This window comes from Streptomyces sp. NPDC026589 (assembly GCF_040638385.1).
Lineage (GTDB): Bacteria > Actinomycetota > Actinomycetes > Streptomycetales > Streptomycetaceae > Streptomyces.
Genome location: NZ_JBEZYG010000012.1, coordinates 38,754 through 63,476, shown reverse-complemented (window position 1 = coordinate 63,476; position 24,723 = coordinate 38,754). Strand labels below are relative to the sequence as shown.

The 24,723-nt window shown below is 72.2% G+C and carries 21 protein-coding genes and 1 pseudogene; 15 read left to right on the top strand and 7 right to left on the bottom strand.

Features of this window, described 5'->3' with window-relative positions; translation table 11 throughout:
• Positions 1-69: 69 nt before the first annotated feature.
• On the top strand, positions 70-885 hold the full coding sequence (locus tag AB0F29_RS21385) for a TetR/AcrR family transcriptional regulator (RefSeq protein WP_361874234.1): 816 nt from the start codon (positions 70-72) through the stop codon (positions 883-885).
• A gap of 64 nt (positions 886-949) precedes the next feature.
• Here AB0F29_RS21385 and AB0F29_RS21380 read toward each other — a convergent pair whose 3' ends face one another.
• From AB0F29_RS21380 to AB0F29_RS21370, 3 genes are all read right to left on the bottom strand, one after another.
• Positions 950-1,834, bottom strand: a complete 885-nt coding sequence (locus AB0F29_RS21380; protein WP_361874232.1) for a serine protease — start codon at positions 1,832-1,834, stop codon at positions 950-952.
• 139 nt (positions 1,835-1,973) lie between these two features.
• Positions 1,974-2,417 (bottom strand): helix-turn-helix domain-containing protein, encoded by a 444-nt coding sequence (locus tag AB0F29_RS21375; RefSeq protein WP_361874230.1) that lies wholly within the window; start codon positions 2,415-2,417, stop codon positions 1,974-1,976.
• Between the two features lie 132 nt (positions 2,418-2,549).
• On the bottom strand, positions 2,550-2,894 hold the full coding sequence (locus tag AB0F29_RS21370; protein WP_361874228.1) for a hypothetical protein: 345 nt from the start codon (positions 2,892-2,894) through the stop codon (positions 2,550-2,552).
• A 179-nt stretch (positions 2,895-3,073) separates the two neighbouring features.
• Between AB0F29_RS21370 and AB0F29_RS21365 the strand changes: the two genes are divergently transcribed.
• The 7 genes from AB0F29_RS21365 (at position 3,074) to AB0F29_RS21335 (ending at position 10,900) form a co-directional block, all read left to right on the top strand.
• Positions 3,074-3,886 carry an arylamine N-acetyltransferase gene (locus AB0F29_RS21365; RefSeq protein WP_361874226.1) on the top strand — a complete coding sequence of 271 codons (813 nt, stop codon included), beginning with the start codon at positions 3,074-3,076 and terminating at the stop codon, positions 3,884-3,886.
• A 341-nt stretch (positions 3,887-4,227) separates the two neighbouring features.
• Positions 4,228-5,439, top strand: coding sequence for a pyridoxal phosphate-dependent aminotransferase (locus AB0F29_RS21360; RefSeq protein ID WP_361874224.1), 1,212 nt, complete (start codon positions 4,228-4,230; stop codon positions 5,437-5,439).
• A 121-nt stretch (positions 5,440-5,560) separates the two neighbouring features.
• Positions 5,561-5,959 (top strand): hypothetical protein, encoded by a 399-nt coding sequence (locus AB0F29_RS21355; RefSeq protein ID WP_361874222.1) that lies wholly within the window; start codon positions 5,561-5,563, stop codon positions 5,957-5,959.
• 119 nt (positions 5,960-6,078) lie between these two features.
• Entirely contained in the window at positions 6,079-7,206 is a 1,128-nt protein-coding gene (locus AB0F29_RS21350) for a hypothetical protein (protein ID WP_361874220.1), read from the top strand.
• Positions 7,207-7,312: 106 nt separating this feature from the next.
• A complete protein-coding gene (locus AB0F29_RS21345; protein WP_361874218.1) occupies positions 7,313-8,569 on the top strand; it encodes a toxic anion resistance protein in 1,257 nt (418 codons plus the stop codon).
• Positions 8,566-10,185, top strand: coding sequence for a VWA domain-containing protein (locus AB0F29_RS21340; protein WP_361874216.1), 1,620 nt, complete (start codon positions 8,566-8,568; stop codon positions 10,183-10,185). Before AB0F29_RS21345 ends, AB0F29_RS21340 begins: the two co-directional genes overlap by 4 nt.
• A gap of 58 nt (positions 10,186-10,243) precedes the next feature.
• A complete protein-coding gene (locus tag AB0F29_RS21335) occupies positions 10,244-10,900 on the top strand; it encodes a hypothetical protein (RefSeq protein ID WP_361874214.1) in 657 nt (218 codons plus the stop codon).
• A 157-nt stretch (positions 10,901-11,057) separates the two neighbouring features.
• Here AB0F29_RS21335 and AB0F29_RS21330 read toward each other — a convergent pair whose 3' ends face one another.
• The gene (locus AB0F29_RS21330) at positions 11,058-12,884 is read right to left on the bottom strand and encodes a phosphoenolpyruvate carboxykinase (GTP) (protein ID WP_361874212.1); all 1,827 of its coding nucleotides are present in this window, start codon (positions 12,882-12,884) and stop codon (positions 11,058-11,060) included.
• Positions 12,885-13,107: 223 nt separating this feature from the next.
• Here AB0F29_RS21330 and AB0F29_RS21325 point away from each other — a divergent pair, with 223 nt between their 5' ends.
• The gene (locus AB0F29_RS21325) at positions 13,108-13,800 is read left to right on the top strand and encodes a hemolysin III family protein (protein WP_361874210.1); all 693 of its coding nucleotides are present in this window, start codon (positions 13,108-13,110) and stop codon (positions 13,798-13,800) included.
• A gap of 78 nt (positions 13,801-13,878) precedes the next feature.
• Here AB0F29_RS21325 and AB0F29_RS21320 read toward each other — a convergent pair whose 3' ends face one another.
• A complete protein-coding gene (locus AB0F29_RS21320; RefSeq protein ID WP_361874208.1) occupies positions 13,879-14,265 on the bottom strand; it encodes a nuclear transport factor 2 family protein in 387 nt (128 codons plus the stop codon).
• A 145-nt stretch (positions 14,266-14,410) separates the two neighbouring features.
• Positions 14,411-16,432, bottom strand: coding sequence for a thioredoxin domain-containing protein (locus AB0F29_RS21315; RefSeq protein ID WP_361874206.1), 2,022 nt, complete (start codon positions 16,430-16,432; stop codon positions 14,411-14,413).
• Between the two features lie 182 nt (positions 16,433-16,614).
• Between AB0F29_RS21315 and AB0F29_RS21310 the strand changes: the two genes are divergently transcribed.
• The 4 genes from AB0F29_RS21310 (at position 16,615) to AB0F29_RS21295 (ending at position 19,661) form a co-directional block, all read left to right on the top strand.
• A complete protein-coding gene (locus AB0F29_RS21310; RefSeq protein ID WP_361874204.1) occupies positions 16,615-17,181 on the top strand; it encodes a Uma2 family endonuclease in 567 nt (188 codons plus the stop codon).
• A gap of 445 nt (positions 17,182-17,626) precedes the next feature.
• A complete protein-coding gene (locus AB0F29_RS21305) occupies positions 17,627-19,078 on the top strand; it encodes a CBS domain-containing protein (protein WP_361874535.1) in 1,452 nt (483 codons plus the stop codon).
• Complete coding sequence (locus AB0F29_RS21300) at positions 19,075-19,257, top strand: hypothetical protein (RefSeq protein ID WP_361874533.1); 183 nt, start codon at positions 19,075-19,077, stop codon at positions 19,255-19,257. The genes AB0F29_RS21305 and AB0F29_RS21300 overlap by 4 nt, the downstream gene beginning before the upstream one ends.
• The gene (locus tag AB0F29_RS21295; protein ID WP_361874202.1) at positions 19,254-19,661 is read left to right on the top strand and encodes a PIN domain-containing protein; all 408 of its coding nucleotides are present in this window, start codon (positions 19,254-19,256) and stop codon (positions 19,659-19,661) included. The genes AB0F29_RS21300 and AB0F29_RS21295 overlap by 4 nt, the downstream gene beginning before the upstream one ends.
• Positions 19,662-19,696: 35 nt before the next feature.
• On the opposite strand, the pseudogene AB0F29_RS21290 reads toward AB0F29_RS21295, so the two are convergent.
• A pseudogene (locus tag AB0F29_RS21290) lies at positions 19,697-19,853 on the bottom strand (DUF255 domain-containing protein); the annotation flags it as partial.
• 178 nt (positions 19,854-20,031) lie between these two features.
• Here AB0F29_RS21290 and AB0F29_RS21285 point away from each other — a divergent pair.
• Positions 20,032-21,186, top strand: coding sequence for a DUF4190 domain-containing protein (locus AB0F29_RS21285; protein ID WP_361874200.1), 1,155 nt, complete (start codon positions 20,032-20,034; stop codon positions 21,184-21,186).
• Between the two features lie 157 nt (positions 21,187-21,343).
• A complete protein-coding gene (locus AB0F29_RS21280) occupies positions 21,344-24,565 on the top strand; it encodes a tetratricopeptide repeat protein (protein WP_361874198.1) in 3,222 nt (1,073 codons plus the stop codon).
• Positions 24,566-24,723: the final 158 nt, after the last annotated feature.

The window sequence follows — 24,723 nt, the reverse complement described above, 5'->3', positions numbered from 1 at the left end:
CCCACACTGATAGCTTACGGCGTAATGAATTACCGGCCGGACGTTACTTTACGTCGTAAGGAGTTGCAAGTGGTGGTCTTCGCCGGGCAGGGCGACCCGCGCCGTTCCCTCTCCCTCCTGTGGCGCGCGGACACCCCGCCCCCCACGCGCGGCGGCCCGGGCCCCAAGCCCCGGTTGAGCGTCGACGCGATCGTGACGGCCGCCGTGGCGCTCGCGGACGAGGAGGGGATGGGGGCCCTGTCGATGCGCGCGGTCGGCGACCGGCTCGGGCGCACGGCGATGGCGCTCTACACCTACGTCCCCGGCAAGAGCGAGCTGCTGGACCTCATGTACGACGCCGTCCACGCCGAACTCCCCGCCGCCCGGCCGGAGCCGGCCCACTGGCGGGCGGCGCTCACCGCCTGGGCCGGGGAGATCCTGGAGTTCTACGTCCGGCACCCCTGGGTGCTCCAGGTCTCGCAGGCGCGTCCGGTGCTGGGGCCGCACGAGTACGCGGGCCTGGACAGGCTGGTCGTCCTGTTGCGGGCGACCGGCCTCGACGCCGGGGCGCTGCGGCGGCTGGTGGGGACCCTGTACCCGTATCTACGGGGGTCGGCGCAGGTGGTGGCCGACGCACGGCTGGCCGCGGCGGCGACCGGGAGTTCCGACGAGGAGTGGTGGGCGGCGCGCTCGGCGGCCCTGATGGAGCTGGTCCCCGACTTCGCTGAGCGCTTCCCCGCGGTGAGCCGGCTGGAGGCGGACGGGCCGGTGGAGCCGTACCCGGTCGCGGAAGAGGGTGCGGAGGCCATGCCGTACCCGGAGCGGGAGGCCCGGGAGGCGTTCCGGGTGGGGCTCGGGGTACTGCTGGACGGCATCGAGGCGGCGCGCGCCCGGCGGCCCCGATAGGGGGTGGGTCCGCCCGGCGCGCGCCGGAATTCACCGCTGGGTACTGCTACGGCTGCGGCTGCGGCTACTGCTGCGGCTGCGGCTGCGGCTGCGGCTTGGGCAGCGCACAGCCCTCACGGGTGAGGTCGATCGTGCTGCCGGCCCCGATGCACGGGACCATGTTGTACGTTTGCTGGGCGTAGTTGATGCCCTCGCGGACGGTCACCTCGCCGTTCTCGTCGACCTCGCACGGGTTGTTGTCCGTGCACTCCTGGCCGCTCTCGTTACCGGTGTTGTTGACGGCGACCACCTTGCCGGTGGCGTCGTCGATCACCGGCGAGCCGGACGTACCGCCGATGGTCCGGCACTCCGGGGTGTAGCGGACCGAGTCCTTCCAGGTCCACCGGCCCTCCTTGAGCCGGTGGACGAAGCCGTCGATGTCGCAGCTGTAGGTGCGCTTCCAGTAGCCGGAGGCGACCGTGATGGCGGTGCCCGCCGTGGGGTGGGCGGTCTCCAGCTCCAGCGCCCGGATGCCGTGGCGGTCCTCGATCTGCTGGTAGGTGCTGGTGAGTTCGTAGAGCGAGAGATCGGTGTCGGTCATGGTGCCGTACGCGATCTTGCTCGCCTTCAGGGTGCCGACACCGCTGCCCGAGGCGTTGAGCAGGGTGAACGTCCGGGAGGACGGCTGGTCGACCACGACCTCGCCGGGGCCCGGGAAGCCGGACTCCATGCAGTGCCCGTTGGAGAGCACGAGGGCGGGGTCGGTGGGGGCGGCGTCGGGGGTGCGGACGACGGAGCCCGAGCAGTTGCTGAGGGCGACGGTCCCGGCGAAGGTCACGGCCTTCGCGGCGGGGGCGGCCTTCGGTGCGGCTTCCTGTGTCTGCGGCGCGGGTGCGGCTGCGGCGACGGGCGCGGCACCCGCTCCCAGGAGCAGGGCAGCGAGAAACGCACCGACGAGAGGCTTGTTCATGTGGGGGGTCCCCTCCAGTGATGCCAAGGGCCGGAGATCTTCCGGCTTTGACATGCGCATGTTGGCGCAGATGTCAGGCCATCACAAGGGGTCCCCTCACCAGGGGCCGGTTCCGGCCGCGACCGCGGCTGTCGCCGTCTCAGCCCACCGCGGCCTCGGCGGGGGCCCCGCAACAGGCCCCGGCGCCGACTCCGGCACCGACTCCCGCACCGGCCTCCTCCGCGCCGCGACAGCCGTCGGCTCCGGCCTCCTCCGCGCCGCGACAGACGTGGTCGCGCCCCCACTGCCCCAGCGGTTCCAGCGCGGCGTTCAGCGAGAGGCCCAGGGGGGTGAGCGAATACTCCACGCGCGGCGGCACTTCGGCGTACACCTGGCGGTGCACGATGCCGTCGTCCTCCAGCTCCTTGAGATGGGAGCTGAGCACCTTCTCGGTCACCCCGGTCACGGCCCTGCGCAGCTCACCGAAGCGGCAGGTCCGCTCGTTCAACGCCCACAGGATGAGCACCTTCCACTTGCCGCCGATCACGTCCATCGCCGCGTCGATCCCGCAGACGAAAGCCCCCGGCCTCCGTACGATCCGCATCGTCCACCCTCCCCTGTCCGGTCGCCGGCCGAGCGGTGACCACCCGCTCCACATGGGCACTTGCCGCCCCCCGGCACCTTCGACACCCTAAGCGGCACGTCCGACAACCATGCCGCTTCCGCCCGGCCCGCCTCAGGCTTGCACCTCCGCCGCCTCCGCCGCCTCCGCCTCCTTGGCGTACGTCACCGCTTGGAGCAGCGTCAGTCCGGGTTCGGCCCGGCGCAGGATCTTGATGGCCTCCACGGAGCCCGCCGGCCCCTCGTGTCCGGCGGCGGTGAGCCGCTGTCGCACCCACCGGCCCCGCAGCTCCTCGTCCGGGCGTGCGGCGGCGTCCTCGGCCACGACGAGGGCGCGCTCCAGTCCGGGGCGCTCGGCGTCCGTGGCGGTCTCCAGCGCACGCCGGAGCCCGGCGACGACATCGGGGGCGTCCCGGAGGACGAGTGCGGCGAGGGGCTGGGGCTTCCGGAACATGCTCATGTGATCACCGCTACCCGGCCCGGCCCGGCTCTCACCCGAGTTGAGCAGGATCTGAGCAAGCCGCACCTCCCGCCACCTGCGCGGACCCGGGTCTCGGTCCCGGGACCGAGGCCGTGCGGTCGCGCACTTCGGTCCGCGGCCGGAGGCGCGCCCGCACCCCGGCTGCGTACGGTCGGCGTATGACTCTCGACCTCGACGCGTACGTCGCCCGCATCGGCTGGACCGGAAAGCCCCGCCCCACGCTGGAGGTTCTGCGGTCCCTGCACCGCGCCCATCTGACCGGCATCCCGTTCGAAAACCTGGAGGCCGTCCTCGGCTCCGCCCCGTCGCTGGCACTCAACGACCTGGAGGCGAAGCTCGTGCACGGCGGGCGCGGCGGGTACTGCTACGAGCACAACACCCTCTTCTCCGCCGCGCTGAGGCAGATCGGCTTCTCCGTGACGCCGCTGACGGCCCGAGTGGTGCTGGGCGCCGCGTCGGGCGACATCCGGCCCCGTACGCACATGCTGATGCGGGTGGACGTGGCGGGCGAGCCGCACCCGTATCTGGCGGACGTCGGATTCGGGACGGTCGGAGCCCTGCTGGAGCCGATCGAGCTGGTGGAGGGCGCCGAGCTGTCCGACGTGCCGCGCCGCCACCGACTGGTCCACGCACCCCACCACGGTCCGCTGCCGCTGTGGGAGCTCCAGGCCGACCAGGGCGGGTCGTGGGAGCCGCAGTACGACTTCACCCTGGACCCGTACGAGAAGCCGGACTTCGAGGTGATCAACTGGTTCATCGCGACGCACCCTCGCTCACCGTTCCGGCAGGCGGTGTACGCGCAGCGCACCCGGATCGGCTCCCACCTCGCGCTGTCGGGGCTCGACCTGGTGGAGACGGCCGACGACGGCACGATCCAGGAGCGGCGGCTGGAGGACGGAGACGAGGCGCTGCGTGTCCTGGCGGACGACTTCGGCATCCGTCTCCCGGAGGGCGTCCGGCTGCCGGAATGACGCCCCCGGCGGCCGGAACGGGCGCGCCGGTACGGGCCGCCGGTACGCGTCGGGCGTGGTGACGGCCGGGACGGCCGGGATGTCCCGGAACAGGCGCGCCGGCCCGGCCGTGCCCGGCACCGGGACCCGTGTACGGGCACCCGCGTGGCGCATCTCACCCGTGCCGGCCCCCCACGCCCCGTTTCCAAGCCGCGACGCCGCCCCGACCGGGCGATCCCACGGTCCGGGGCGGCGGCGGGCATGGCGATGGAAGACGGGGCGGGGCGGGGAGGCGCCCCGGAGGGAGTACGCCGGGAGCAATCCCCGCGCACCGCGCGAAACGCCGCCGTAAGCTCGCGGACATGCAGGTCATCCAGTCCACGAAGCTCTCCAACGTCTGTTACGAGATCCGGGGTCCCGTGCTGGAGGAGGCGATGCGGCTGGAAGCGGCCGGTCAGCGCATCCTCAAGCTGAACACGGGCAACCCCGCCGCGTTCGGGTTCGAGTGCCCGCCGGAGATCCTCGAGGACATCCTGCGCAACGTCGCGGGCGCGCACGGTTACGGCGACGCGAAGGGCCTGCTGTCCGCGCGCCGCGCGGTGATGCAGCACTACCAGACCAAGGGGATCGACCTCGACGTCGAGGACATCTACCTGGGCAACGGCGTCTCCGAGCTGATCCAGATGTCGATGCAGGCGCTGCTGGACGACGGCGACGAGGTGCTCGTACCGGCCCCCGACTATCCGCTGTGGACCGCGTCGGTCTCGCTGGCGGGCGGGACGGCCGTGCACTACCGGTGCGACGAGCAGGCCGACTGGATGCCGGACCTCGCGGATGTCGAGCGGAAGATCACCGACCGCACCAAGGCCCTGGTGATCATCAACCCGAACAACCCGACCGGCGCCGTGTACGACGACGAGATGCTGCGCGGTCTCACCGAGATCGCCCGGCGGCACAACCTGATCGTCTGCTCCGACGAGATCTACGACCGGATTCTCTACGACGGCGCGACCCACACCCCGACGGCGGCGCTGGCCCCGGACCTCATGGTGCTGACCTTCAACGGGCTCTCCAAGAACTACCGGGTGGCCGGCTACCGCTCCGGCTGGATGGCCGTCTGCGGACCGAAGGCGCACGCCACCTCGTACATCGAGGGGCTGACGATCCTCGCCAACATGCGGCTCTGCGCCAACATGCCCTCGCAGCACGCGGTGGCCACGGCGCTCGGCGGGCGGCAGTCGATCCAGGACCTGGTGCTGCCGGGCGGCCGGATCCTGGAGCAGCGGGATGTGGCGTACGACCTGCTGACCTCGATCCCCGGGGTGACCTGTGTGAAGCCGAAGGGGGCGCTGTATCTCTTCCCCCGGCTCGACCCCAAGGTCTACAAGATCAAGGACGACCGGCAGATGGTGCTGGACCTGCTGCGAGCCGAGAGGATCATGGTCGTGCAGGGCACCGGCTTCAACTGGCCCGAGCCCGATCACTTCCGGATCGTCACGCTGCCGACGGTCGAGGACCTGACCGACGCGGTGACCCGCATCGGCACCTTCCTGGACGGTTACGGACAGCCGTAACCGGTTACGGACTGCCGTAGTCGGTTACGGACAGCCCTGGAGGCATCACTTTTCCGGATCAGGCATAACTTTAGACTCATTCCAATGTAGGGTGGTTCCACGCACCATCGGGAGGCCATCCATGTACGAGCCGATCCGCAGCCCCTCGGCCCCTACCCCGGCCGACGGAGCGGACTTTCCGCACCGCAGCCGCGAGGAGGAGCTGGACATCCAGCTCGCCGGGCACCTGGCCGCCCTCCTCGCGGTCACCGACGAGCTGGGCCTCACCGGGCCGGGCGACCGGATCGCCGAGCAGGTGGCCCGGCTGCGCGGCGCCCCGCCCGCCCGGCACGCCGGCCTGACCGACGCCGCCCCCGGGGTCCTCCACCGCCGCGCCCACGCCCTCGCGGGCCGCGCCCTGCTGGTGGCGGCGTCCCGCGCCGACACGACCGCCGCCATCCTCTCCGCGACACGGATGGACGCCCATACGGCGGCCCTCGCCGACCCCGCCCTCTCCGGGCAGCTGGTCGGCGCCCACTGACGGCCCCGGTCCGCGTGCCGTCGAGGCGCGCGGACCGGGTGCCATGACCCTTCTCCGCCGGGGCCGTTGCGTTCTGGGATGACCCCTTCATCTTCCGTCCACCCAACTCGGCCCGGAATGTGGGTTTCCGCGAGCACGCTGCGCGGGTGAGACGCATCGTGGGAATCGTCCTGGCGGTCGTGCTGATCGCCGGCGTGGCGGCGGCCGTCGCCCTGGGCCGCGACAGCGGGGACAGCGGCACCGCCGCGAAGACCGTGCGCGGAGTGATCGGGTCGGAGAAGGCCGAGTTCTTCGCCGACCCCGACACCGTGAAGGCCCTCGCGGCCAAGGGGTTCACCGTTCGGACGGAGACCTCCGGGTCCTGGGCGATGGACCGACTGCCCCTGAAGGGCCACGACTTCGCCTTCCCCGGCTCCAAGGCCCCGGCCGATGAGCTGCGCCGGGGAGCCGACGCCCAGGGCGGCCCGCTGCGGCCGTTCTACTCGCCGCTCGTCGTGGTGGCCCATCGCAACGCGGCCGAGGTCCTCGCGGACAACGGGCTGGCCCGGCTGCGGGCCGCCGACGGATCGAAGTTCACCACGCAGGGGACCCTGCTCATGGCCCCCTACCTCGCGGCGGCCGAGGACGACCGGACCTGGCAGCAGCTCAAGGGAGCTTCCGGGCATGCCGAGTTGAGCGGCACCGTGTTCATCACGAGCACCGACCCCGTCACCTCCAACTCCGGCGCGCTCTACCTCGCAGCCGCCTCGTACGTCGCCGACGGCGGCCGGGTCGCCGCGGACGCGAAGGCCGTGGAGCGCACCGCGCCCCTCATGCGCAAGCTCGTCCAGGTACAGGGCGCGCAGCAGACGAGCAGCGACGCACCGTTCCGCGACTTCATCAGCGGAGTGGGCAACCCCCTCGTACTGGTCTACGAGTCGCAGGTGGCCTCCCTCCTGATGAGCAGTCAGCGGCAGGAGGTCGGCGACCTGGTCGTCCTCTACCCGGACACCACGGTGTCCAGCGACCACACCCTCGTACCGCTGACGGACCACGGCCGCGAGCTCGGCGAGCTGCTGGCCACCGACCCCGGGCTGCGGAAGCTGGCGGTACGGCACGGCTTCCGGCCCCAGGGCGCGGCGGCCGAGTTCATCACCGCGACCGCGGACCACACCGCCTACATCGACCAGCGGCTGACCGGTGTGCGCCAGGCGCCCGTGCCCACCGCGGAGGTGCTGCGCTCGATGGCACGGCGGGCTCGCGGCTGACGACGCCCCCGCCCGCGCCCGCACCCAGCCACCTGTTCCCGCGGTCCCCGGCAGTCGGTCTGCTCCCGGCTCCGGACCCGCACTCGCAGCACAGGAGACCGCCACCATGCCCCAGGACGCCGGACCACCCCGAAGCGCCGCGCCCCAGGACCCTCGCCGGCCGTACGACCCACCGACCACGCCGCTCGCCCCGCCCACCCCGCTCGTGCTCACCCCGCCCGCACCCGTCGCCCCCGTCCGCGCCGAGCAGGCCGCCGGGCTCGTCCCGGTCGGGGAGGCCGTGCGCGCCGACCTGTTCCGGCGCGCCGAGGAGTACGTCGAGGGCCTCGCCGGGCTCGACGCCCGCTCCCCCGAATTCGGCGCCCGGGTCGGCGAGATCGCCGCGCTCGGGCAGGGCGACATCCGCGGCGCCGCCCAGCAGTCCAACCGGATGCTGGACCGCACCGTCCGCGCACTCGCCTCCGGCGAGGGCGACGCCCCGGCCCGGGTGGGGTCCTCGCTCGTCGAACTGCGCCGCACGGTGGAGGACCTCGATCCGCGCGACACCCCGGGGCGCGGGGCCCGCAGGCTGCTGTCCCGGCTGCCGGGCGGGCGCCGGCTGCGCGACCACGTCGCGAAGTACGCCTCCGCCAAGGGAACTCTCGACCGGATCGTCGGCTCGCTCCGCGGCGGCCAGGACGAACTGCGGCGCGACAACGCCGCGTTGCACACCGAGCGCACCCGCCTGTGGGACTCCATGGGCAAGCTCCAGGAGTACGCGGTGCTCACCGAGGCCCTCGACGGCGTCGTGGAGCTGCGCGTCGCGGAGGCCGAGGCGGCGGGCGATCCGGTGCGGGCGGACGCGCTCCGGGCCGACGTCCTCTTTCCCGTGCGGCAGAAGCACCAGGACCTGCTGACCCAGATCGCGGTCTGCGCCCAGGGATACCTGGCGATGGACGTCGTGCGGCGCAACAACGACGAGCTGATCAAGGGCGTCGACCGGGCGGCCACCACCACCGTGTCGGCGCTGCGGATCGCGGTGATGCTGTCCTCGGCGCTGGAGAACCAGCGCCGGGTCACCGAGCAGGTGCAGGTGCTGCGCTCGACCACCGAGGACCTGATCCGGGGCAACGCGGAGATGCTCGCCACGCAGAGCGGGGAGATCCAGCGCATCGCGGCCGACCCCGCGGTCGGCGTCGCGACCCTGCGCACCGCGTTCGGGCAGATCTACGCGACGCTCGACGCCATCGACACGTACAAGGCGCGGGCGACCGAGACCATGGCCGCCACCGTGGAGTCGCTGACCTCCGAACTCCAGGAGGCCGGGGCACGGTTGGAACGCAGCCGGGCCGCCGACCCCACGCTGGAAGGGGGCCGCTCATGAACAGCGGCCCGAGGAAGGGCTCCCCGGCCCGGCGCGTGCTCCTCCCCCTGCTGGCCGCGGCCCTGATCGCCCCGCTCGCCGCCTGCACGACGGACCGGGACGACGGGCGGGGCACCGGCCGGGGCGACGACGACGGACGGCCTCGCACGGGAACCGTCCGGGTGCTGGCCTCCAGCGAACTCAGGGACATGGGCCCCCTGTTGGAGGAGGCGCGCGAGGCTACCGGGATCACCGTGCGGCCCACCTGGGCGGGCACACTGGACGCCGTGGAGCGCCTGGCGTCCGGAAAGGCGGACGGGGCGTTCGACGCGGTGTGGCTGTCGTCCAACGACTATCTGCGGCTCGATCCGGAGGCCGCCCGCCGGATCTCCTCCGAGACCCCGCTGATGGCCTCCCCGGTCGCGCTCGGGGTGCGGCCCGAGACGGTACGGCGGCTCGGCTGGGATGCCGGGGCGGTCAGCTGGGCGCAGGTCCACCGGGCGGTCGCGGCGGGGAACCTCACGTACGGGATGACCGACCCGAGCCGCTCCAACTCCGGTTTCGCCGCGCTGATCTCGGTGGCCTCCGGGCTCTCCGGCGCGCAGGCGGCGCTCACCGACGCCGACGTCCGCGAGGCCGGGCCGAAGCTGAAGGAGTTCTTCGCCGGGCAGCGGCTGACCTCCGGCTCCTCGGGGTGGCTGGCCTCCGCGTACGCCCGGCGCTCCACGGTGGACGCGCTGATCAACTACGAGTCGGTGCTGCTGTCCCTGAACCGGGACACCGATGCCGGGCTGACGGTGATCCGCCCCCGCGACGGGGTGGTGACCGCCGACTACCCGCTGAGCGCCCTCACCGGGGCCGCGCCCGACGCCCGGGACGCCGTGCGGACCCTGACCGAGCACTTCCGGTCCACCGCCGTGCAGCAGGAGATCACCGCGCTGACGCTGCGCCGGCCGGTCGTCGCCGGCGCGCGCCCCGCCGATCCGCTCTCCCCCGAGCAGCGCCGCGAACTTCCCTTCCCCGGTACGCGGTCGGTCGCGGACGGGCTGCTGTCCTCGTACGAGCACCGGCTGCGGCGGCCGTCGCGGACCGTGTACGTCCTGGACACCTCCGGGTCGATGGAGGGCGAGCGGCTGGCCCGCCTGAAGTCCGCGCTCAACGGGCTGACCGCCGGCTTCCGTGAGCGCGAACAGGTCACGCTGCTGCCGTTCGGGTCCACCGTCAAACAGGTCCGCACGCACACCGTCGACCCGGCGGACCCGAAGGCGGGCCCGGCGGCGATCCGGGCGGACTCCGCGGCGCTGACCGCCGAGGGGGACACCGCGATCTACTCGTCGCTCGCCGCCGCCTACGACCACCTGGGCCCGGACACCGAGTCCGCGTTCACCTCCATCGTGCTGATGACGGACGGCGAGAACACGGCGGGCCGGTCGGCGGCGGAGTTCGCGGCGTTCTACCGGGCGCTGCCCGCCGCCCGCCAGGTCACCCCGGTGTTCCCGGTCGTGTTCGGCGACTCCGACCGCTCGGAGCTGGAATCGATCGCGGCGCTGACCGGCGGCCGGCTCTTCGACGGGACGAAGGAGGAGGGTCCCGGTTCGCTGGACGGGGCGTTCGAGGAGATCCGTGGCTACCAGTAGGGGCCGGGGCGGAGGCCGATCCGTGGCCGCCGGCAGGAGTCGGGGCGGCGGGAGACCCGTGGCGGCCCGGGTCGTCGGCTATCTGGAGTCGGCCCGGAATCTGGCCGGCGGCGCCGCGGCCCTCGTCGGTCTCGCCCTCACCTTCGCCGGGTTCGCGGGGGCGTACTGGCCGGTGGTGGTCGGCGGGCTGTACGGGGCGGGCGCGCTGCTCGCCCCGCCGCCCCGGCCGCCCGCCCCCGCGTTCGAGGATCCCTCGTCCCGGCTGGACGAGCTGCGGGCCGACCTGGTGACGCTGCGGGCGTATCTGGACCGGGTGGACCTGCCGGCCGCCGCGGCGGAACGGCTCACCGCGCTGACCGGCCTGCTGGACGGGCTGCTGGCCCCCGGCTGGGCCTCGGAGGCGCTGGCGGAGGATCCGGAGGGCGTGCACGTGGTGGCGCGGGCGGTGCGCCGGGACGTTCCGGAGTCCGTCGACGCGTATCTGCGAACCCGGTGGTGGACGCGGCTCGCACCGGGCGCGCGGGCTCCGGAGGAGGAGCTGGAGCGGCAGGTGGCGCTGCTGCACGGGGAGGCGCAGGAGCTGGTGGACGGGTTGCGGGAGGCGGAGGAGCTGCGCCAGCGGTCCCACACGAAGTACCTGGAGGACCGGGGCGGGGGCGGGGGCGGCCTGCGGCGCACGCCCCCCGCGGAGAAGGAGCGGCCCCCGGAACCGTGAGGGGGTTCCGGGGGCCGGGAGGGTGTCCTTGGTCGGGGACAGGCCCTCCGGGGCTGTCGGCGAGGACAGGCCCCGTACCGCGGCGGGTCGTTCGGCCCCACAGGTCAGGGCGGACGTCCGAAGGACCCGGCCGCGGGGTTCGGCGGGAGCGCGGGGCTCAGCCCAGGCGCTTCACCAGGGCGTGGTATTCGTCCCACAGCTCCTTGGGCGTGTGGTCACCGAAGGTGTTGAGGTGCTCGAGGACCAGGGCGGCCTCCTCGCGCCAGACCTCCTTGTCGACCGTGAGGAGGAAGTCGAGGTCGGCCTCGGAGAGGTCCAGGCCTTCGGTGTCGAGCGCGCCCTTGGCCGGCAGGATGCCGATCGGGGACTCGACGCCCTCGCCCTTGCCCTCCAGGCGCTCCACGATCCACTTCAGGACGCGGCTGTTCTCACCGAAGCCGGGCCAGACGAACTTGCCCGCGTCGTTCTTGCGGAACCAGTTGACGTAGTAGATCTTCGGGAGCTTCGACTGGTCGGCCTTGTCGGCGCCCACCTTGACCCAGTGGTTCATGTAGTCGCCCATGTTGTAGCCGCAGAACGGCAGCATGGCGAACGGGTCGCGGCGCAGCTCGCCGACCTTGCCCTCGGCGGCGGCGGTCTTCTCGGAGGCGACGTTGGCCCCGAGGAAGACGCCGTGCTGCCAGTCGAAGGACTCGGTGACCAGCGGGACGGCGGAGGCGCGGCGACCGCCGAAGAGGATCGCCGAGATCGGCACGCCCTTGGGGTCCTCCCACTCGGGCGCGATGATCGGGCACTGTCCGGCGGGGACGGTGAAGCGGGCGTTGGGGTGGGCGGCGGGCGTGCCGGACTCGGGGGTCCAGTCGTTGCCCTTCCAGTCCGTGAGGTGCGCGGGCGCCTCCTCGGTCATGCCCTCCCACCAGACGTCGCCGTCGTCGGTGAGCGCCACGTTGGTGAAGACGGAGTTGCCCCACATGGTCTTCATGGCGTTGGCGTTGGTGTGCTCGCCGGTGCCGGGCGCGACGCCGAAGAAGCCGGCCTCGGGGTTGATCGCGTAGAGGCGGCCGTCCTCGCCGAACCGCATCCAGGCGATGTCGTCGCCGATGGTCTCCACGGTCCAGCCGGGGATGGTCGGCTCCAGCATGGCGAGGTTGGTCTTGCCGCAGGCCGAGGGGAACGCGGCGGCGACATACTTCGACTCACCGCGCGGCGGCGTGAGCTTCAGGATGAGCATGTGCTCGGCGAGCCAGCCCTCGTCGCGGGCCATGACGGAGGCGATGCGCAGGGCGTAGCACTTCTTGCCGAGCAGGGCGTTGCCGCCGTAGCCGGAGCCGTACGACCAGATCTCGCGGTCCTCGGGGAAGTGCGAGATGTACTTGGTGGTGTTGCAGGGCCACGGGACGTCCTCCTGGCCCTCGGCCAGGGGTGCGCCGAGGGTGTGGACGGCCTTCACGAAGAAGCCGTCCGTGCCCAGTTCGTCCAGGACGGCCCGGCCCATGCGGGTCATGGTGCGCATGGAGACGGCGACGTACGCTGAGTCGGTGATCTCGACGCCGATCGCGGAGAGCGGCGAGCCGACGGGCCCCATGCAGAAGGGCACGACGTACATGGTGCGACCGCGCATCGACCCGCGGAAGACACCGTCGGCACCGGTGAAGACCTCCCGCATCTCGGCGGGGTCCTTCCAGTGATTGGTCGGACCCGCGTCCTTCTCCTCCTTGGAGCAGATGAACGTACGGTCCTCGACTCGGGCGACATCGCTCGGGTCGGACGCGGCGTAGTACGAGTTCGGCCGCTTGATCTCGTCCAGCTTGGTGAACGTGCCCTTGGCCACGAGCTCCCCGCACAGGCGCTCGTACTCGGCCTCGGAGCCGTCGCACCAGACCACCCGGTCCGGCTGGGTGATCGCTGCGATCTCATCGACCCAGGAGACCAGCTCCTGGTGGTGGGTGGGGACAGTGAGGGGAGCCGCGATGTCGCGCGCCACGATCGCTCCTAGTTGAGGGTGTCAGTTGTCGAGGGGCCCCGTGGGGGCTGCGACCCGGATGCTTCGTACCCTTCGAATTCCCCTGGCGCTCATCCGGTGCCGACTGCACTCATTTGATCATCCGACCGTTCCGCCCATATGTCCAGGGGGGCTCACACGTGAGCATCGCCACTCATTTGCGCCCCAAATCCACTACTTACGGCGGCGTAGGTAGCATGCGGATATGACTGACGCCGCCGCTAGCGCGCAGACCCCGGGCCCCGTCGTACTCGACCCCGTCCCCGTCAAACCGCGCATGCGCGGCTGGCTGCACGCCGGAATGTTCCCTGCGGTGCTGGTCGCCGGGATCACCCTCATCGCCCTGACCGACAGCACGGTGGCCCGGATCGCCTGCGGCGTCTACATCCTCAGCGCCTGTCTGCTGTTCGGTGTCAGCGCGGTCTACCACCGCGGCACCTGGGGGCCGCGGGGCGAGGCGGTGCTCCGCCGCCTGGACCACGCGAACATCTTCCTGATCATCGCGGGCACCTACACCCCGCTGACGCTGCTCCTGCTCCCCGAGTCCACCGCCCGGCCCCTGCTGTGGGCTGTCTGGGCGGCAGCGGCGGCGGGCATCGCGTTCCGGGTGTTCTGGGTCGGCGCGCCGCGCTGGCTCTACACCCCGTGCTACATCGCGATGGGCTGGGCGGCGGTCTTCTTCCTGCCCGACTTCCTGCGGACCGGCGGCATCGCGGTCCTGGTCCTCGTCGTGGTCGGCGGGCTGCTGTACAGCGCGGGCGGCGTGATCTACGGAATCAAGAAGCCGAACCCGTCGCCGCGCTGGTTCGGTTTCCACGAGGTCTTCCACTCGCTGACGCTGGCGGCGTTCATCGCGCACTACGTGGGCATCTCGATGGTGGCGTACCAGCACGGATGAGCGCCGAGGGGTTACGGGCGGGCCCGGAACCCCGAACGGGGCCGGTTCAGGAGAAGGACGGCGCCGGAGGAGAACGGCTCAGGAGTCGGAGGGCTCGATCTCCCCCGCGAAGACGATGACCTGGTCGATGAGGCTCCGCCGCAGATGGACGACGTCCGTCCCCGCCAGGCGGGGGCCTCCGTCCGGCGTCGTGAAGACCCACTGGTACCGAGCCCACTCGTCCGGCATGTCCACCGCCGAGCAGCGCACCATCGTGCCGGTCCCCGCGGGGTGGCGCCGGATGTCCAGCACGAACCGCTCGACGGCCTCGATCCCCTCACTGCGCCCCAACGGCCCCCAGAAGACCACGTCCGAGGTGAGGGCCTGGGAGAGCAGCGCAGTCACATAGCTGTCGTCCGAGGCGTTGAACGCGGAGATGAACGTGTCGATCGCGGACCGCGCGGTCTCTTCCTGCTGTTCCTGCATGCACCAGTAATACCAGTCGCGTCGCGGACCGCGCTCGTCCTCTGAGCCGCCTCCCGGCCACGGTGAACCGTCCCGGAACGCCGTACGCCCTGTCGTCGAACTCCCGCCTGCCCTGCGGGCGTCGGCGGAAGTTCGACGACAGCCCTCAGCCGCCCAGCTTCGCGGCCAGCTCACCGGCATCGGTCGTCGGCGCGTCGCACACGAAGTGCCGGCAGACGTACGCGGTCGGCTCCCCGCCCACCGGCGGCCGGTCCATCAGCAGCGGGAACTCGGCCCCCGCCCCCGGCCCCTCCCCCACGGCGACCACCGCTCCCGGGGCCCGCCCCAGCAGTGCCGTACGGTGCAGCTCCCCGCCGACCGGCCCGGCGACGGCGACCTCACGGGGCCCGTCCAGCAGCGCCTCGGCCACCGCGAGGCCCCAGCCGACGAACCGGGGCACGCGCGGCCCCAGCGCCTTCACCACACCGAGCGCACCCTCGGCAGCCGTCCGGTGGGCCTCGGACCCGGTGTACGCGGCGTACGAGAGCAGCGCCCCCGCCGCCGCGGTCCACCCGGACGGGGTGGCGCTGTCGGTGGGGTCCTGGGGCCGGCGGATGAGCCGCTCGGCGTCGTGCGCGGTGTCGTAGAGCTGCCCGCCCTCGCCGGTGAACTGCTCCAGCACGATGTCCAGCAGGAACCCGGCGAACTCCAGCCAGGCGCCCTCCCCGGTCACCGCCGCCAGCGCGAGGAAGCCCTCGGCGACATCGCCGTAGTCCTCCAGCACCCCGGCGTTGTCGCCGGCACGCCCGTCCTTGGACGTGCGGGTCAGCCGCGCCACCTCGCCCAGGTGCACCCGTACCAGCAGATCGGCGGCCTCGGTGGCCCGCTCCACCAGGTCGGGCCGGTCGAAGTAGGCGCCGGTCTCGGCGAGCGCGGCGATGGCGAGCCCGTTCCAGGCGGCGACCACCTTGTCGTCCCGCCCCGGACGCGGCCGCTCCGCGCGGGCCGCCAGCAGCCGGGCCCGTACGTCCGCGACCCGGGCGGCGTCCACGGGCCCCGTGTCCCCCGGCAGCCGGAGCACGGAGGACCCCTCCTCGAACGTCCCCTCCTCCGTCACCCCGAAGTACGTGGCGGCGAAGGCGGCGTCGTCCTCGCCCAGCACCTCACGGAGCTGGGCGGGCGTCCACACGTAGAAGGCGCCCTCGACGTGCTTGCCGTCGGCGTCCTCGCTGTCCGCGTCCAGCGCGGAGGCGAAGCCGCCCTCGGCGGTCCGTAGCTCCCGCACCATGAAGTCGGCGGTCTCCAGGGCGATCCGCCGGGCCTCGTCCGACCCGGTGGTACGCCACAGATGGGCGTACACGCGGCAGAGCAGCGCGTTGTCGTACAGCATCTTCTCGAAGTGCGGCACCACCCACTCCCGGTCCACGGAGTAGCGCGCGAAGCCCCCGCCGAGCTGGTCGTAGATCCCGCCCCGGGCCATCGCCGAACAGGTGTCGGCGGCCATCTGGAGCGCCCCCTCCGACCCGGTACGGGCGTAGTGCCGCAGCAGGAACTCCACCGCCATGGACGGCGGGAACTTGGGCGCGCCCCCGAACCCGCCGTGCTGCTCGTCGTACTCCCGGGTCAGCCCGAGCAGCGCCTGCGCGGTCTCCTGCTCCCCCGGCACCCCGTCACCACCGTGCACCAGCGAACGCCCCGCCAGATCCGCGACGATCCGCCCGGCGACCTCGGCGACCTCCTCGCGCCGGTCGGTCCAGGCGGCCACCACGCCTTCCAGGACCTGCTGGAAGGAGGGCGAGCCGTGCCGGGCCTCGGGCGGGAAGTAGGTACCGAAGTAGAAGGGTTCGGCGTCCGCCGTGAGAAAGACGGTCATCGGCCACCCACCGTGCCCGGTCGCGGCCTGGACGGCCTCCATGTAGACGGCGTCGACGTCGGGCCGTTCCTCCCGGTCGACCTTCACGGGCACGAAGTGCGCGTTGAGGTAGGCGGCGACGGCCTCGTCCTCGAACGACTCGTGGGCCATCACGTGGCACCAGTGGCAGCTGGCGTACCCGACGCTGAGCAGCACGGGCACATCCCGTTCTCTGGCCGCCTCGAACGCCTCGGGCGACCAGGGCCACCAGTCGACGGGATTGTCGGCGTGCTGGAGGAGGTACGGGGAGGTGGTCTGCGCAAGTCGGTTGGCCATGGGCCCAATCCTCGCGCACCCTCCTCCGCGACACCCGCGCGCCACGGGGCGGGGCACGAACGGGCAGATGACGGAAGCGGCAACCCCGCGCCCTTTTCGAAGTCGGGCGCCCCCGCCTCACAGAACAGTAGGCTGAGCTCAGCAGCTCCGGAACTGTGGAAGCACCTCGAAGGAGGCACACCATGACCGCCGAGATGGTGGCGCCCGCGTGGATGCACACCCAGATCAGCGCGGAGCAGTACGACTCCTGGTCCGAGGAGCAGTGCGCCGGCATCGAGATCGTTGACGGGATGGTCGTCGTGAGCCCGAGCGCCTCCAAGCGGCACACCCGGTTGGCCCGGATCCTGGCCAACGCCCTGGACGCCGCCGCAGGCCCCGACTGGAACGCTGACACGGACTTCGACGTCCGCCTGCAGGACGTTCCCCTGACCAACCGCCGGCCGGACGTCATCGTCTACCGGGCGGAGACCATCGATCTCACGCCTACCCGACCCGAGCACGTACTCCTGGTCGTCGAAGTCGTGTCGCCCGGTTCGGAGACCACCGACCGGATCGTGAAGGTGGACCAGTACGCCAAGGCCGGCATCCCCTTCTACTGGCGGATCGAGCAGGCCGCCACCGGGGTCCCGATCGTCTACACCTACATCCTCGACCCCGCCACCAAGGCTTACAGGGACGGCGAGATGTTCACCGGCTCGGTGAAAGCCACCGCACCCTTCTCCGTCACGGTCGATCTTGGGATCATGTAGGGGGCACCGAGAGATCGTTCACCATCAATGCTTGACCGCCAGCACACGCATCGCGCTTCTTCGCAGTCCGATCGAGGCGTCTTCCATCTCCGGACCTGGCGAACCTCCCACCACGCCAACTCGTCAGGTACGCGATCGTCACACATGCCTTGACGCATTCAGGCGGGCAACCGTCACTTGACTCAGCCGACCCGCGCAGGCGGCCGAAAGGCCGGAGGCTCCCGCTGCTGCCGGTCGACGAAATTGTCCACAGCCTGGAAAGGGTACGGGGACCTGGCATGCGCGAGTAGGCGGGACATGCCCCCACCGGCCCGACTACAGAACGAGACCCGGTTCAACCGTCCCTGACCACCCCTGACAAGACGATCCCCGAAAATCCGCACCGGTGCCGGCGCGGCTCTGCGATGATCAGGGCGTTCCGAGGCAGGCCAACCGGGGGAAACCAATGGCTGAGTGCACAGTAGATGGCATCACGGACGAGCCTCTGGGCCGAGCCTCCTATCTGTTCGAAGGGCGGCGGGTACTGGTTTCCGATCTCGTCCGCGCCGGCCTTCTGAGCACGGGGACACGCCTCACCTTCCGGCAGCGGCGGTCCGGGCAGGAGCACCTTGCTCAGGTGACCTCGGACGGCAGGATCGAGTTGAGTGACGGGCAGCGGTTCAAATCTCCTTCGGCAGCAGCAGCAGCCGCCACAGGCCGCGGCCCCTACGACGGGTGGACATCCTGGGCACTCGACGACGGCACGCTGCTGGACGCTGTGAGGCAGAAGCTCCTGGACACGGCGGCGGAGCTGCCGCCTTCCGGTGATGTCTCCAAGGACGGTTCCGCCGCCCGGCACGCGCGGTTGAAAGACGCCCGGAGGCAGGCGGACGCCGATGCACCAGTCACCGTCACCGTCAGGGATCTGCTGGGCTGGTGGGGGGCATCCCGCCGCGGATACCTGGTCACCGAGCAGGTATCCGCCGAACTCGCCAACCACGGCCTGTCCACTGTGCCGGACTTCGCAGCCGTAGGGATCGACGACCGAGTCACCTTGACCGGCCCGTCCGGGGATACCGAGGACGAGGAGGAGGAGGCGGCCGAGCAGGGTCCGACGGCGGGGCAGGAAGAGCGCAGGGAGGCCGACTCGCCGGAGCCTTCTACCAACACCAGCGACGAGGAGGACAAGGGGGAACAGGTCCAAGGACAGACGGTCGGCAACCTGCCCTCCGCGCTCAAGGGAGTGGTGTCGGTGTCCTCCTCGGCGAGCTTCGAGGAAGTATTCACCAAGATGCGCCTCAACGGGTACTCGCAACTGCCGGTGCTGAGCGGACCTCGCAATCTGCGGGGTGCCGTCACATGGGAATCTATCGCGCGAGCGCACTACACGGACCCCGAGGCCCCCTTCTCCGAGGCCATCGCCGCCGCCCACGCGGTCAGTTATGCCGAGCATCTGATCGACGTCCTGCCCGACCTGGAACGATTCGGCTTCCTCCTGGTCAAGGACCAGACGAATCAGATCGCCGGCATCATCACCGTGGCCGACGTGGCCGCGGAATACGGCGCCACGGCCCGGCCCTTCCTGCTCATCGGCGACCTCGACCGACAACTGCGCCGGGTCATCTCGGAGGGTCTGGACCTGACGGAGGTGATCAACCTCTGCGATCCGGACGGGCGCCGGAAGCTCTCTGCCTTCGATCAGCTGTCCTACGGCGACTACCAGCAGATCTTGGGCAATCAGGAGCAGTGGGAAAAACTGGGCTGGTCGCTGGACCGCAAGTCCTTTATCGCACGCCTCGATGAACTGCGTGAGATCCGCAACGAGCTGATGCATTTCAACGACAAGGACAAGGCCGGAGACTCGGCGATACCGATGCTCCGCAACATGATCGAACTTCTGCGCGAGCACGGCGGCTGAGGCAAGGCGGCCGCCCAGCCGAAGCCGTCAGGCACCAGCTCGCCATGGACGGACTCGCCGAGATCGTGGCGTCCCACGAGGAAGAGCACGGCGCGCTCACGGAGCAGGAGATCGAAGCCGCACGTCGTGAGCTGTTCGGAGACGTGAACGCCGAGGATGTCGAGCGGGGCGCCGCGTGAAGGAGCAGCCAGCCCGCTCACCGGTGCTCGACTCCGAGGCGCTCTCTCTGCTCCTGCGCAACGACCGCGGCATGGCGGCGCGCATCGAGGCATCCCGGCAGGCTGGAGTTCCCGTCCTCGTGTCCGCGCTGACCATTGCTGAAGCCGTACAAGGGAAGACCGACCTTGCACGGTTGAAGTGGCTGCTTTCCCGACTGCGGGTGGAACCGGTCAGTCAGGAGGATTCCCTCACAGCGGTGGCGCTGCTCCGGGACGCGGGCGGGCTACATGGACACAAGTACGCAATCGACGCGCTGGTCGCCGCGCTCGCGCTCCGTGTCCCGGCCCCCGTGATCGTTCTGGCTTCCGACCGTGACGACTGGTCGAAGCTCTGCGGGAAGCACGTAATCATCAAAGAAGTGTGAGCACGGCCCCAGCTACTGGGTTCGCGAGTTCACTGACACCCGTGGCAGTTGGCGTACCCGACGCTGAGCAGCACCAGCGCATCCCCCTTCCTCGCCTCCTCGAACGCCTCGGGCGACCAGGGCCACCAGTCGACGGGATTGTCGGCGTGCTGGCGGAGGCAGGGAGGTGGTCTGCGCAAGTCGGTTGGCCATGGGCCCAATGCTCGCTCCCCCCTCCTCCGCGACACCCGCGCGCCACGGGGCGGGGCGCGAACGGGCAGGTGGGAGGGGTGGGTGGACACGGACGCGGAGGTACGCGGTGCTACCGTTCCGGCATCCCGGCCCCACACGGACTCCTGCGCTGCTCACCCTGACGAAAGGGCACAGGGTCATGACCGTGCCGCCGCCTCCGTCGTCCTCCACTGCCTCCGGACCTCCGGCGCCCGACCTTGCCCCTGCGGTGGGCCCGTACGGCCCCCTGGGCGTCGGGGCCCCGCAGCCCCCGCTCAGCGGCCTCGCCGTCGCCTCGCTCGTGCTGTCGTTGCTCGTCTGTCTCGCGCCGCTGGGGCTGGTCCTCGGGATCGTCGCGCTCGTGCGGATCCCCGGCAACGGCAAGCGCGGCAAGGGGCGGGCCGTTGCGGGAACGGCCGTCGGCGGGGCGGTGGTCGCGCTGACCGCCCTGCTCCTGGTGATCGGTGGGGTGCGGTTCACCGCCTGGACGGAGGAGGGCGGGAGCCTCTTCGGCCCCCGGGCCCCGAAGACGGGAACCCTGTTCGACCTGAAGGCCGGGGACTGCTTCGCTCCGGCGGGAGGGCTGTTCTCCACCCAGAAGGGCGAGGACCTGCGGATGACGGACCCGTCCGTCGAGATCGTGCCGTGCGACGGGCCTCATCCGGCCGAGGTGTACGGAACGTTCCGGCTGAGGGGCGACCACGCCATCTCCGACCCCGCGGCCATCGTCGCTCAGGCCTACGAGGGCTGTGCGCCCCTGCTCCACGACTTCGCACCGGACACCTGGGCCCTGCCGGCCGTCGAATTCTCCTTCTACTACCCGGAGTCGGTCAGCGCGACCGGCGGGGACCGGGCCGTGCGGTGCTGGCTGGGGTCGGAGGCCGGTCTGCCGGAGGCTTCGCTGCGGCAGGACCCCGGCACCTGGGAGCCCGGTCAACTGGCCTACCTGAAGGCGATACAGCCCTCGGCCGAGGCCTGGTTCAGCGTCCCCGAGCAGGTGGACACCGATCTGGCCGCGGCCACCGCCTGGGCCGGGCGGATGGCGGAGGGCGGGGCCGAGTCGGCGAAGCTGCTGCGCGCCGTCGACGGCCTCCCGGCGCGGGCACGCCGCCCCGTCACCGCGCTCGCGAACCGGCTCGACGCCCTGTCCGGCATCCACCGGTCCGCGTCGAGGGCCCCCACCCGGGCGGAGTTCGACAAGCGCTGGGACATCAACGGTGACGAGGACGCCTCCGGGGAGGAGTGGGAGGCCCGACTCGCTCTGGGACTGCCGGTGGAGGACGAGGAGGGGGACGGCGGGGAGCGGCGGGGATGAGCCGCCCGCCCACGCCTTGACCCGCCCCTTGCCCGGCACCCCCTCGCGCCGGGGCGCGCTACGCAGGACACTTGACCCCGACGCTTGGTATCTGACGCTTGGTATCCGACGCTCCGGAACCCGAGGTCCGGGGCGCGGCACTCAGAGGGGGACACATATGCGGGACAGCCATCGGGCGGAAGCCGAGAGGCTGTTGGTGCGCGCCGTGGAGGAGGAGACGCGGCGCACCGGCGGCCGGACCGACGCCGGGGCGCTGATGTCGCGGGCGCGGGCCGCGCTCGACACCATGGCCGCCAGCGCGGGCGAGGAGTACGCCGCGTACACGCGGGCGCTGGACTCGGTGGCTGCGGGAGAGCGCCCCCTCGCGGAGCGCTTCAGCAGAGCGACGCTCGGAACACCCTTGCTGGTGACGGGCGTTGCCGCCGCTGCCGCGTTCGGCGCGGATCTGGCGCTCGGCGCGAACACCGGCCTGGCGCTCGGCGCGGGCGCGGCCGTCGCGGTGGCCGGTACGGCGACGACCGTGGCGAAGGCGACCGCCTCGCACTGGCCGGCCGCCCACCGCCGCGCCGGAGCGGCCGGACAGCCGGGCGGGGCGGAGCAGTTGCGGCTCCAGTGGCTGACCGCCCTGGAGGTACGGGGCATCCGCCCTTACCTGGACCAGCAGCGCATGCTGACTCCGGCCGCGCGCGCCCCGAAGAAGCAGACCGCCCCGTTGGGGCGTCAGTTGCGCGGCGGGGACCGTAGCGCGGCCGCCCGCACCCGGGTGGTGCTGGAGCAGTCCTTCGGGCATCTCCCCAAGGCGGAGGGGTCGTTCACCGGGCGGCGGGCCGAGCTGGCGCAGATCGCCCAGTGGGTGCACGCGGCCCGCGCCTCGGCGCGGACCCGGCCGACGGTCGTCGTGCTGCACGGTGCGCCGGGGGCGGGGCGTACGGCGCTCGCGGTGCGGGCCGCCCATGCGCTCAAGGACCAGTTCCGGGGTGCGTGCGTGGTCGATCTGCGCGGCCAGGTCGCCGGGGAGAGCCCGCTGCCGACCCGGGACGCCCTGCTGCACCTGCTGAACCGGCTGGGCGCGCCGCGCGAGCAGCTGCTGTTCAGGGAAGGCGCTTCGGCCGAGCAGCAGGTGCGGCGGCTCTCCGAGCTGTACCACCAGCACCTCACGGGGACGCCGGTCACGATCGTGCTCGACGACGCCACGGACGCCGGGCAGGTCCGCACCCTGGTGCCGGAGCGGTCGGACAGTCTGGTGATCGTCACCGCCCGGGAGCCGCTGGAGCTGCCCGAGGACCTGCCGGCCTGGGTGCACCACCTGCCGGTCGGCCCGCTGGACGGGGCGGGTGCGGAGGAGCTGCTGCGCGAGGTCGCCGAGGAGGAGGAGACCGGGCCGTACGACTACCCGTCCACGGACGCCGTCGTGGAGCTGTGCGGCGGGCTGCCCCTGGCGCTGCGGGTGGCCGGTTCCGCGCTCGGGGCCCGTAGCCGCCACACGCTGGCGGAGGATCTCGCCGCTTACGGTCCGGTCGACCCGGTGGAGCGGGCCCTGTGGCTGCGCTACACGGACCAGGGCGAGCAGGCCCGGCGGCTGTTGCGGCGGCTCGCGCTGGCGGGCCGGGCGAGCCTGGGTGGGGCAGCGGCGGCGGCGCTGCTCGCGGCGGACGAGCAGGAGGCGGAGCGGCTGCTCACCGTGCTGACCCGGGCGGGGCTGCTCACCCGCGTACGGGGGTCGCGCTACCGGCTGCACGATCTGGTGCGGGCGTTCGCGCTGGCCCGTCTGCTGGACGAGGAGGAGCCGGCCGAGCGGGCGGCGGCGCAGGAGCGGCTGCTGACGAACTACGCGGAGCTGGCCGACGCGGTGATCCGGATGGTCGACGGGAAGATGTCGACCCGCGCCGGACAGTTCGGCTCGCACGGTTTCGGTTCGCTGGACTCGGCGCTGCGCTGGCTGGACGACGAGTCGAGCTTCATCACGGCGGCGCTGCGGCACGCGGAGGGCGTCGACCAGGCGACGGTGCTGCATCTGCTGGGCGCCCTCTGCGACTACTGCCTGCTCCGCGGCGACCTGTACCGCCTGGGTGAGATCAGCGAGCTGACGCAGGCCGTGGACCAGGGGCTGCTGGAGCGGTCGGTGCAGTGGCGTACGGGTATCGCGGCCCGGCAGCTCGGCGAGCTGGACAAGGCCCGCACCACGCTGTCCTCGGTCGTCGGGCTGTACCACGAGGCGCAGAACGACGCGGGCGAGGCGCTGGCGCTGTGCTCGCTGGGCATCACCCTGCACCACCAGGGCAATCTGACGGAGGCGGCGGCCCGGCTCGGCGAGGCGCTGGCGCTCCAGTCGTCCGGCGCGCAGGCCGAGGACCGCGCCTGGACCCTGCACGCCCTCGCGGCGGTGGAGCGCGACCGGGGTGATCTGGCGCGGGCGCTGACGCTGCTGGCGGACGCGCTGCGGCTGCACCGGGAGGGCGAGTCGCTGCACGGTGAGGCCTGGACGCAGTTCCAGCTGGGGCAGGTGCGGCTGCGGACCGGCGAGGTCGCCCCGGCCGAGGAGGCGCTGAACACCGCCCTGGGGCTGTACGGGCGCACCCGCGACGGACGCGGCGAGGCGTGGGCGCTCACCCAGCTGGCCCGGGCCCGGCTGCTGGACGGCGATCCGGGGGCCGCCCTGGAGCAGTTGCGCGAGGCGCTGGACCGGCACCGGGACAACGAGGACGCACGGGGCGAGGCCTGGACCCTGTACTACCTGGGGCAGGCGCTGGAGGAGGAGGGGGACACCGATCAGGCGGTGCGGGAGCTGGAGCGGTCCCGCACGATGTTCTCGCGGATGCGGGACGTGTACGGGCTGGCGTGCGCCCGTCACCATGCGGGCCGGGTGACCCGGGACCAGCGGGCCGCGCAGACGGGCAACCTGCGCAACTCGGGGTTCGCCCGGCAGTTGCTGATGGACGCGCGGGCCGACTTCCGGCGGATCAAGGTGCCGTACGGGGAGGCGTGGGCGTGCGTGGAGCTGGCGTTGATCGACGCGGGCAACGGGCGTGCGCCGCAGGCGCTGGAGCTGTGCGGTGAGGCCGCGGAGCTGTTCGTCTCGTACGGGGACGCGCGGGGCGGCGACTGGGCCCGGTTCCTGCGCTGCACATTGCTGCCGTACGCCTCGCCCGGGGGCATCGAGGTGGGCACGGTGGTGGCGCAGCAGGAGCTGGCCGAGCTGATCGAGGGCCGCCATCCGGCGCGGGACGGCAAGCTGGAGCAGTCCGCGGCGGCGTTCGCGGTGGCGCTGGAGCGGGGCGTGGACCTGGAGGACGGCTGGCAGGCGTGGCGGCTCGGGCTGACCCCGACCCGCGCCGCCGGCCAGATCATGGGCGTCACGTTGGAGCCGGCCCGGCCGTGACGACACGCCCGTGTCAACACGGCCGTCATGGCACGGCCGTGGCTCCAGGGCGGGCGTGGCCCGGACGGACCTGCGGCAGGCCAGGCGTCGGAAACCGGCGCCCGCTCGGTCACGGGCCGACGGGCGTCCGGCACCGGGGCCGGACGCCCTTCCCGTAC

What these genes read in the sequence shown, in the direction of transcription:
- AB0F29_RS21380 (WP_361874232.1), bottom strand. Translation starts at nt 1,834, where the DNA reads ATGAACAAGCCTCTCGTCGGTGCGTTTCTCGCTGCCCTGCTCCTGGGA.
- AB0F29_RS21375 (WP_361874230.1), bottom strand. Translation starts at nt 2,417, where the DNA reads ATGCGGATCGTACGGAGGCCGGGGGCTTTCGTCTGCGGGATCGACGCG.
- AB0F29_RS21370 (WP_361874228.1), bottom strand. Translation starts at nt 2,894, where the DNA reads ATGAGCATGTTCCGGAAGCCCCAGCCCCTCGCCGCACTCGTCCTCCGG.
- AB0F29_RS21365 (WP_361874226.1), top strand. Translation starts at nt 3,074, where the DNA reads ATGACTCTCGACCTCGACGCGTACGTCGCCCGCATCGGCTGGACCGGA.
- AB0F29_RS21360 (WP_361874224.1), top strand. Translation starts at nt 4,228, where the DNA reads ATGCAGGTCATCCAGTCCACGAAGCTCTCCAACGTCTGTTACGAGATC.
- AB0F29_RS21355 (WP_361874222.1), top strand. Translation starts at nt 5,561, where the DNA reads ATGTACGAGCCGATCCGCAGCCCCTCGGCCCCTACCCCGGCCGACGGA.
- AB0F29_RS21345 (WP_361874218.1), top strand. Translation starts at nt 7,313, where the DNA reads ATGCCCCAGGACGCCGGACCACCCCGAAGCGCCGCGCCCCAGGACCCT.
- AB0F29_RS21340 (WP_361874216.1), top strand. Translation starts at nt 8,566, where the DNA reads ATGAACAGCGGCCCGAGGAAGGGCTCCCCGGCCCGGCGCGTGCTCCTC.
- AB0F29_RS21325 (WP_361874210.1), top strand. Translation starts at nt 13,108, where the DNA reads ATGACTGACGCCGCCGCTAGCGCGCAGACCCCGGGCCCCGTCGTACTC.
- AB0F29_RS21320 (WP_361874208.1), bottom strand. Translation starts at nt 14,265, where the DNA reads ATGCAGGAACAGCAGGAAGAGACCGCGCGGTCCGCGATCGACACGTTC.
- AB0F29_RS21315 (WP_361874206.1), bottom strand. Translation starts at nt 16,432, where the DNA reads ATGGCCAACCGACTTGCGCAGACCACCTCCCCGTACCTCCTCCAGCAC.
- AB0F29_RS21310 (WP_361874204.1), top strand. Translation starts at nt 16,615, where the DNA reads ATGACCGCCGAGATGGTGGCGCCCGCGTGGATGCACACCCAGATCAGC.
- AB0F29_RS21305 (WP_361874535.1), top strand. Translation starts at nt 17,627, where the DNA reads ATGGCTGAGTGCACAGTAGATGGCATCACGGACGAGCCTCTGGGCCGA.
- AB0F29_RS21285 (WP_361874200.1), top strand. Translation starts at nt 20,032, where the DNA reads ATGACCGTGCCGCCGCCTCCGTCGTCCTCCACTGCCTCCGGACCTCCG.
- AB0F29_RS21280 (WP_361874198.1), top strand. Translation starts at nt 21,344, where the DNA reads ATGCGGGACAGCCATCGGGCGGAAGCCGAGAGGCTGTTGGTGCGCGCC.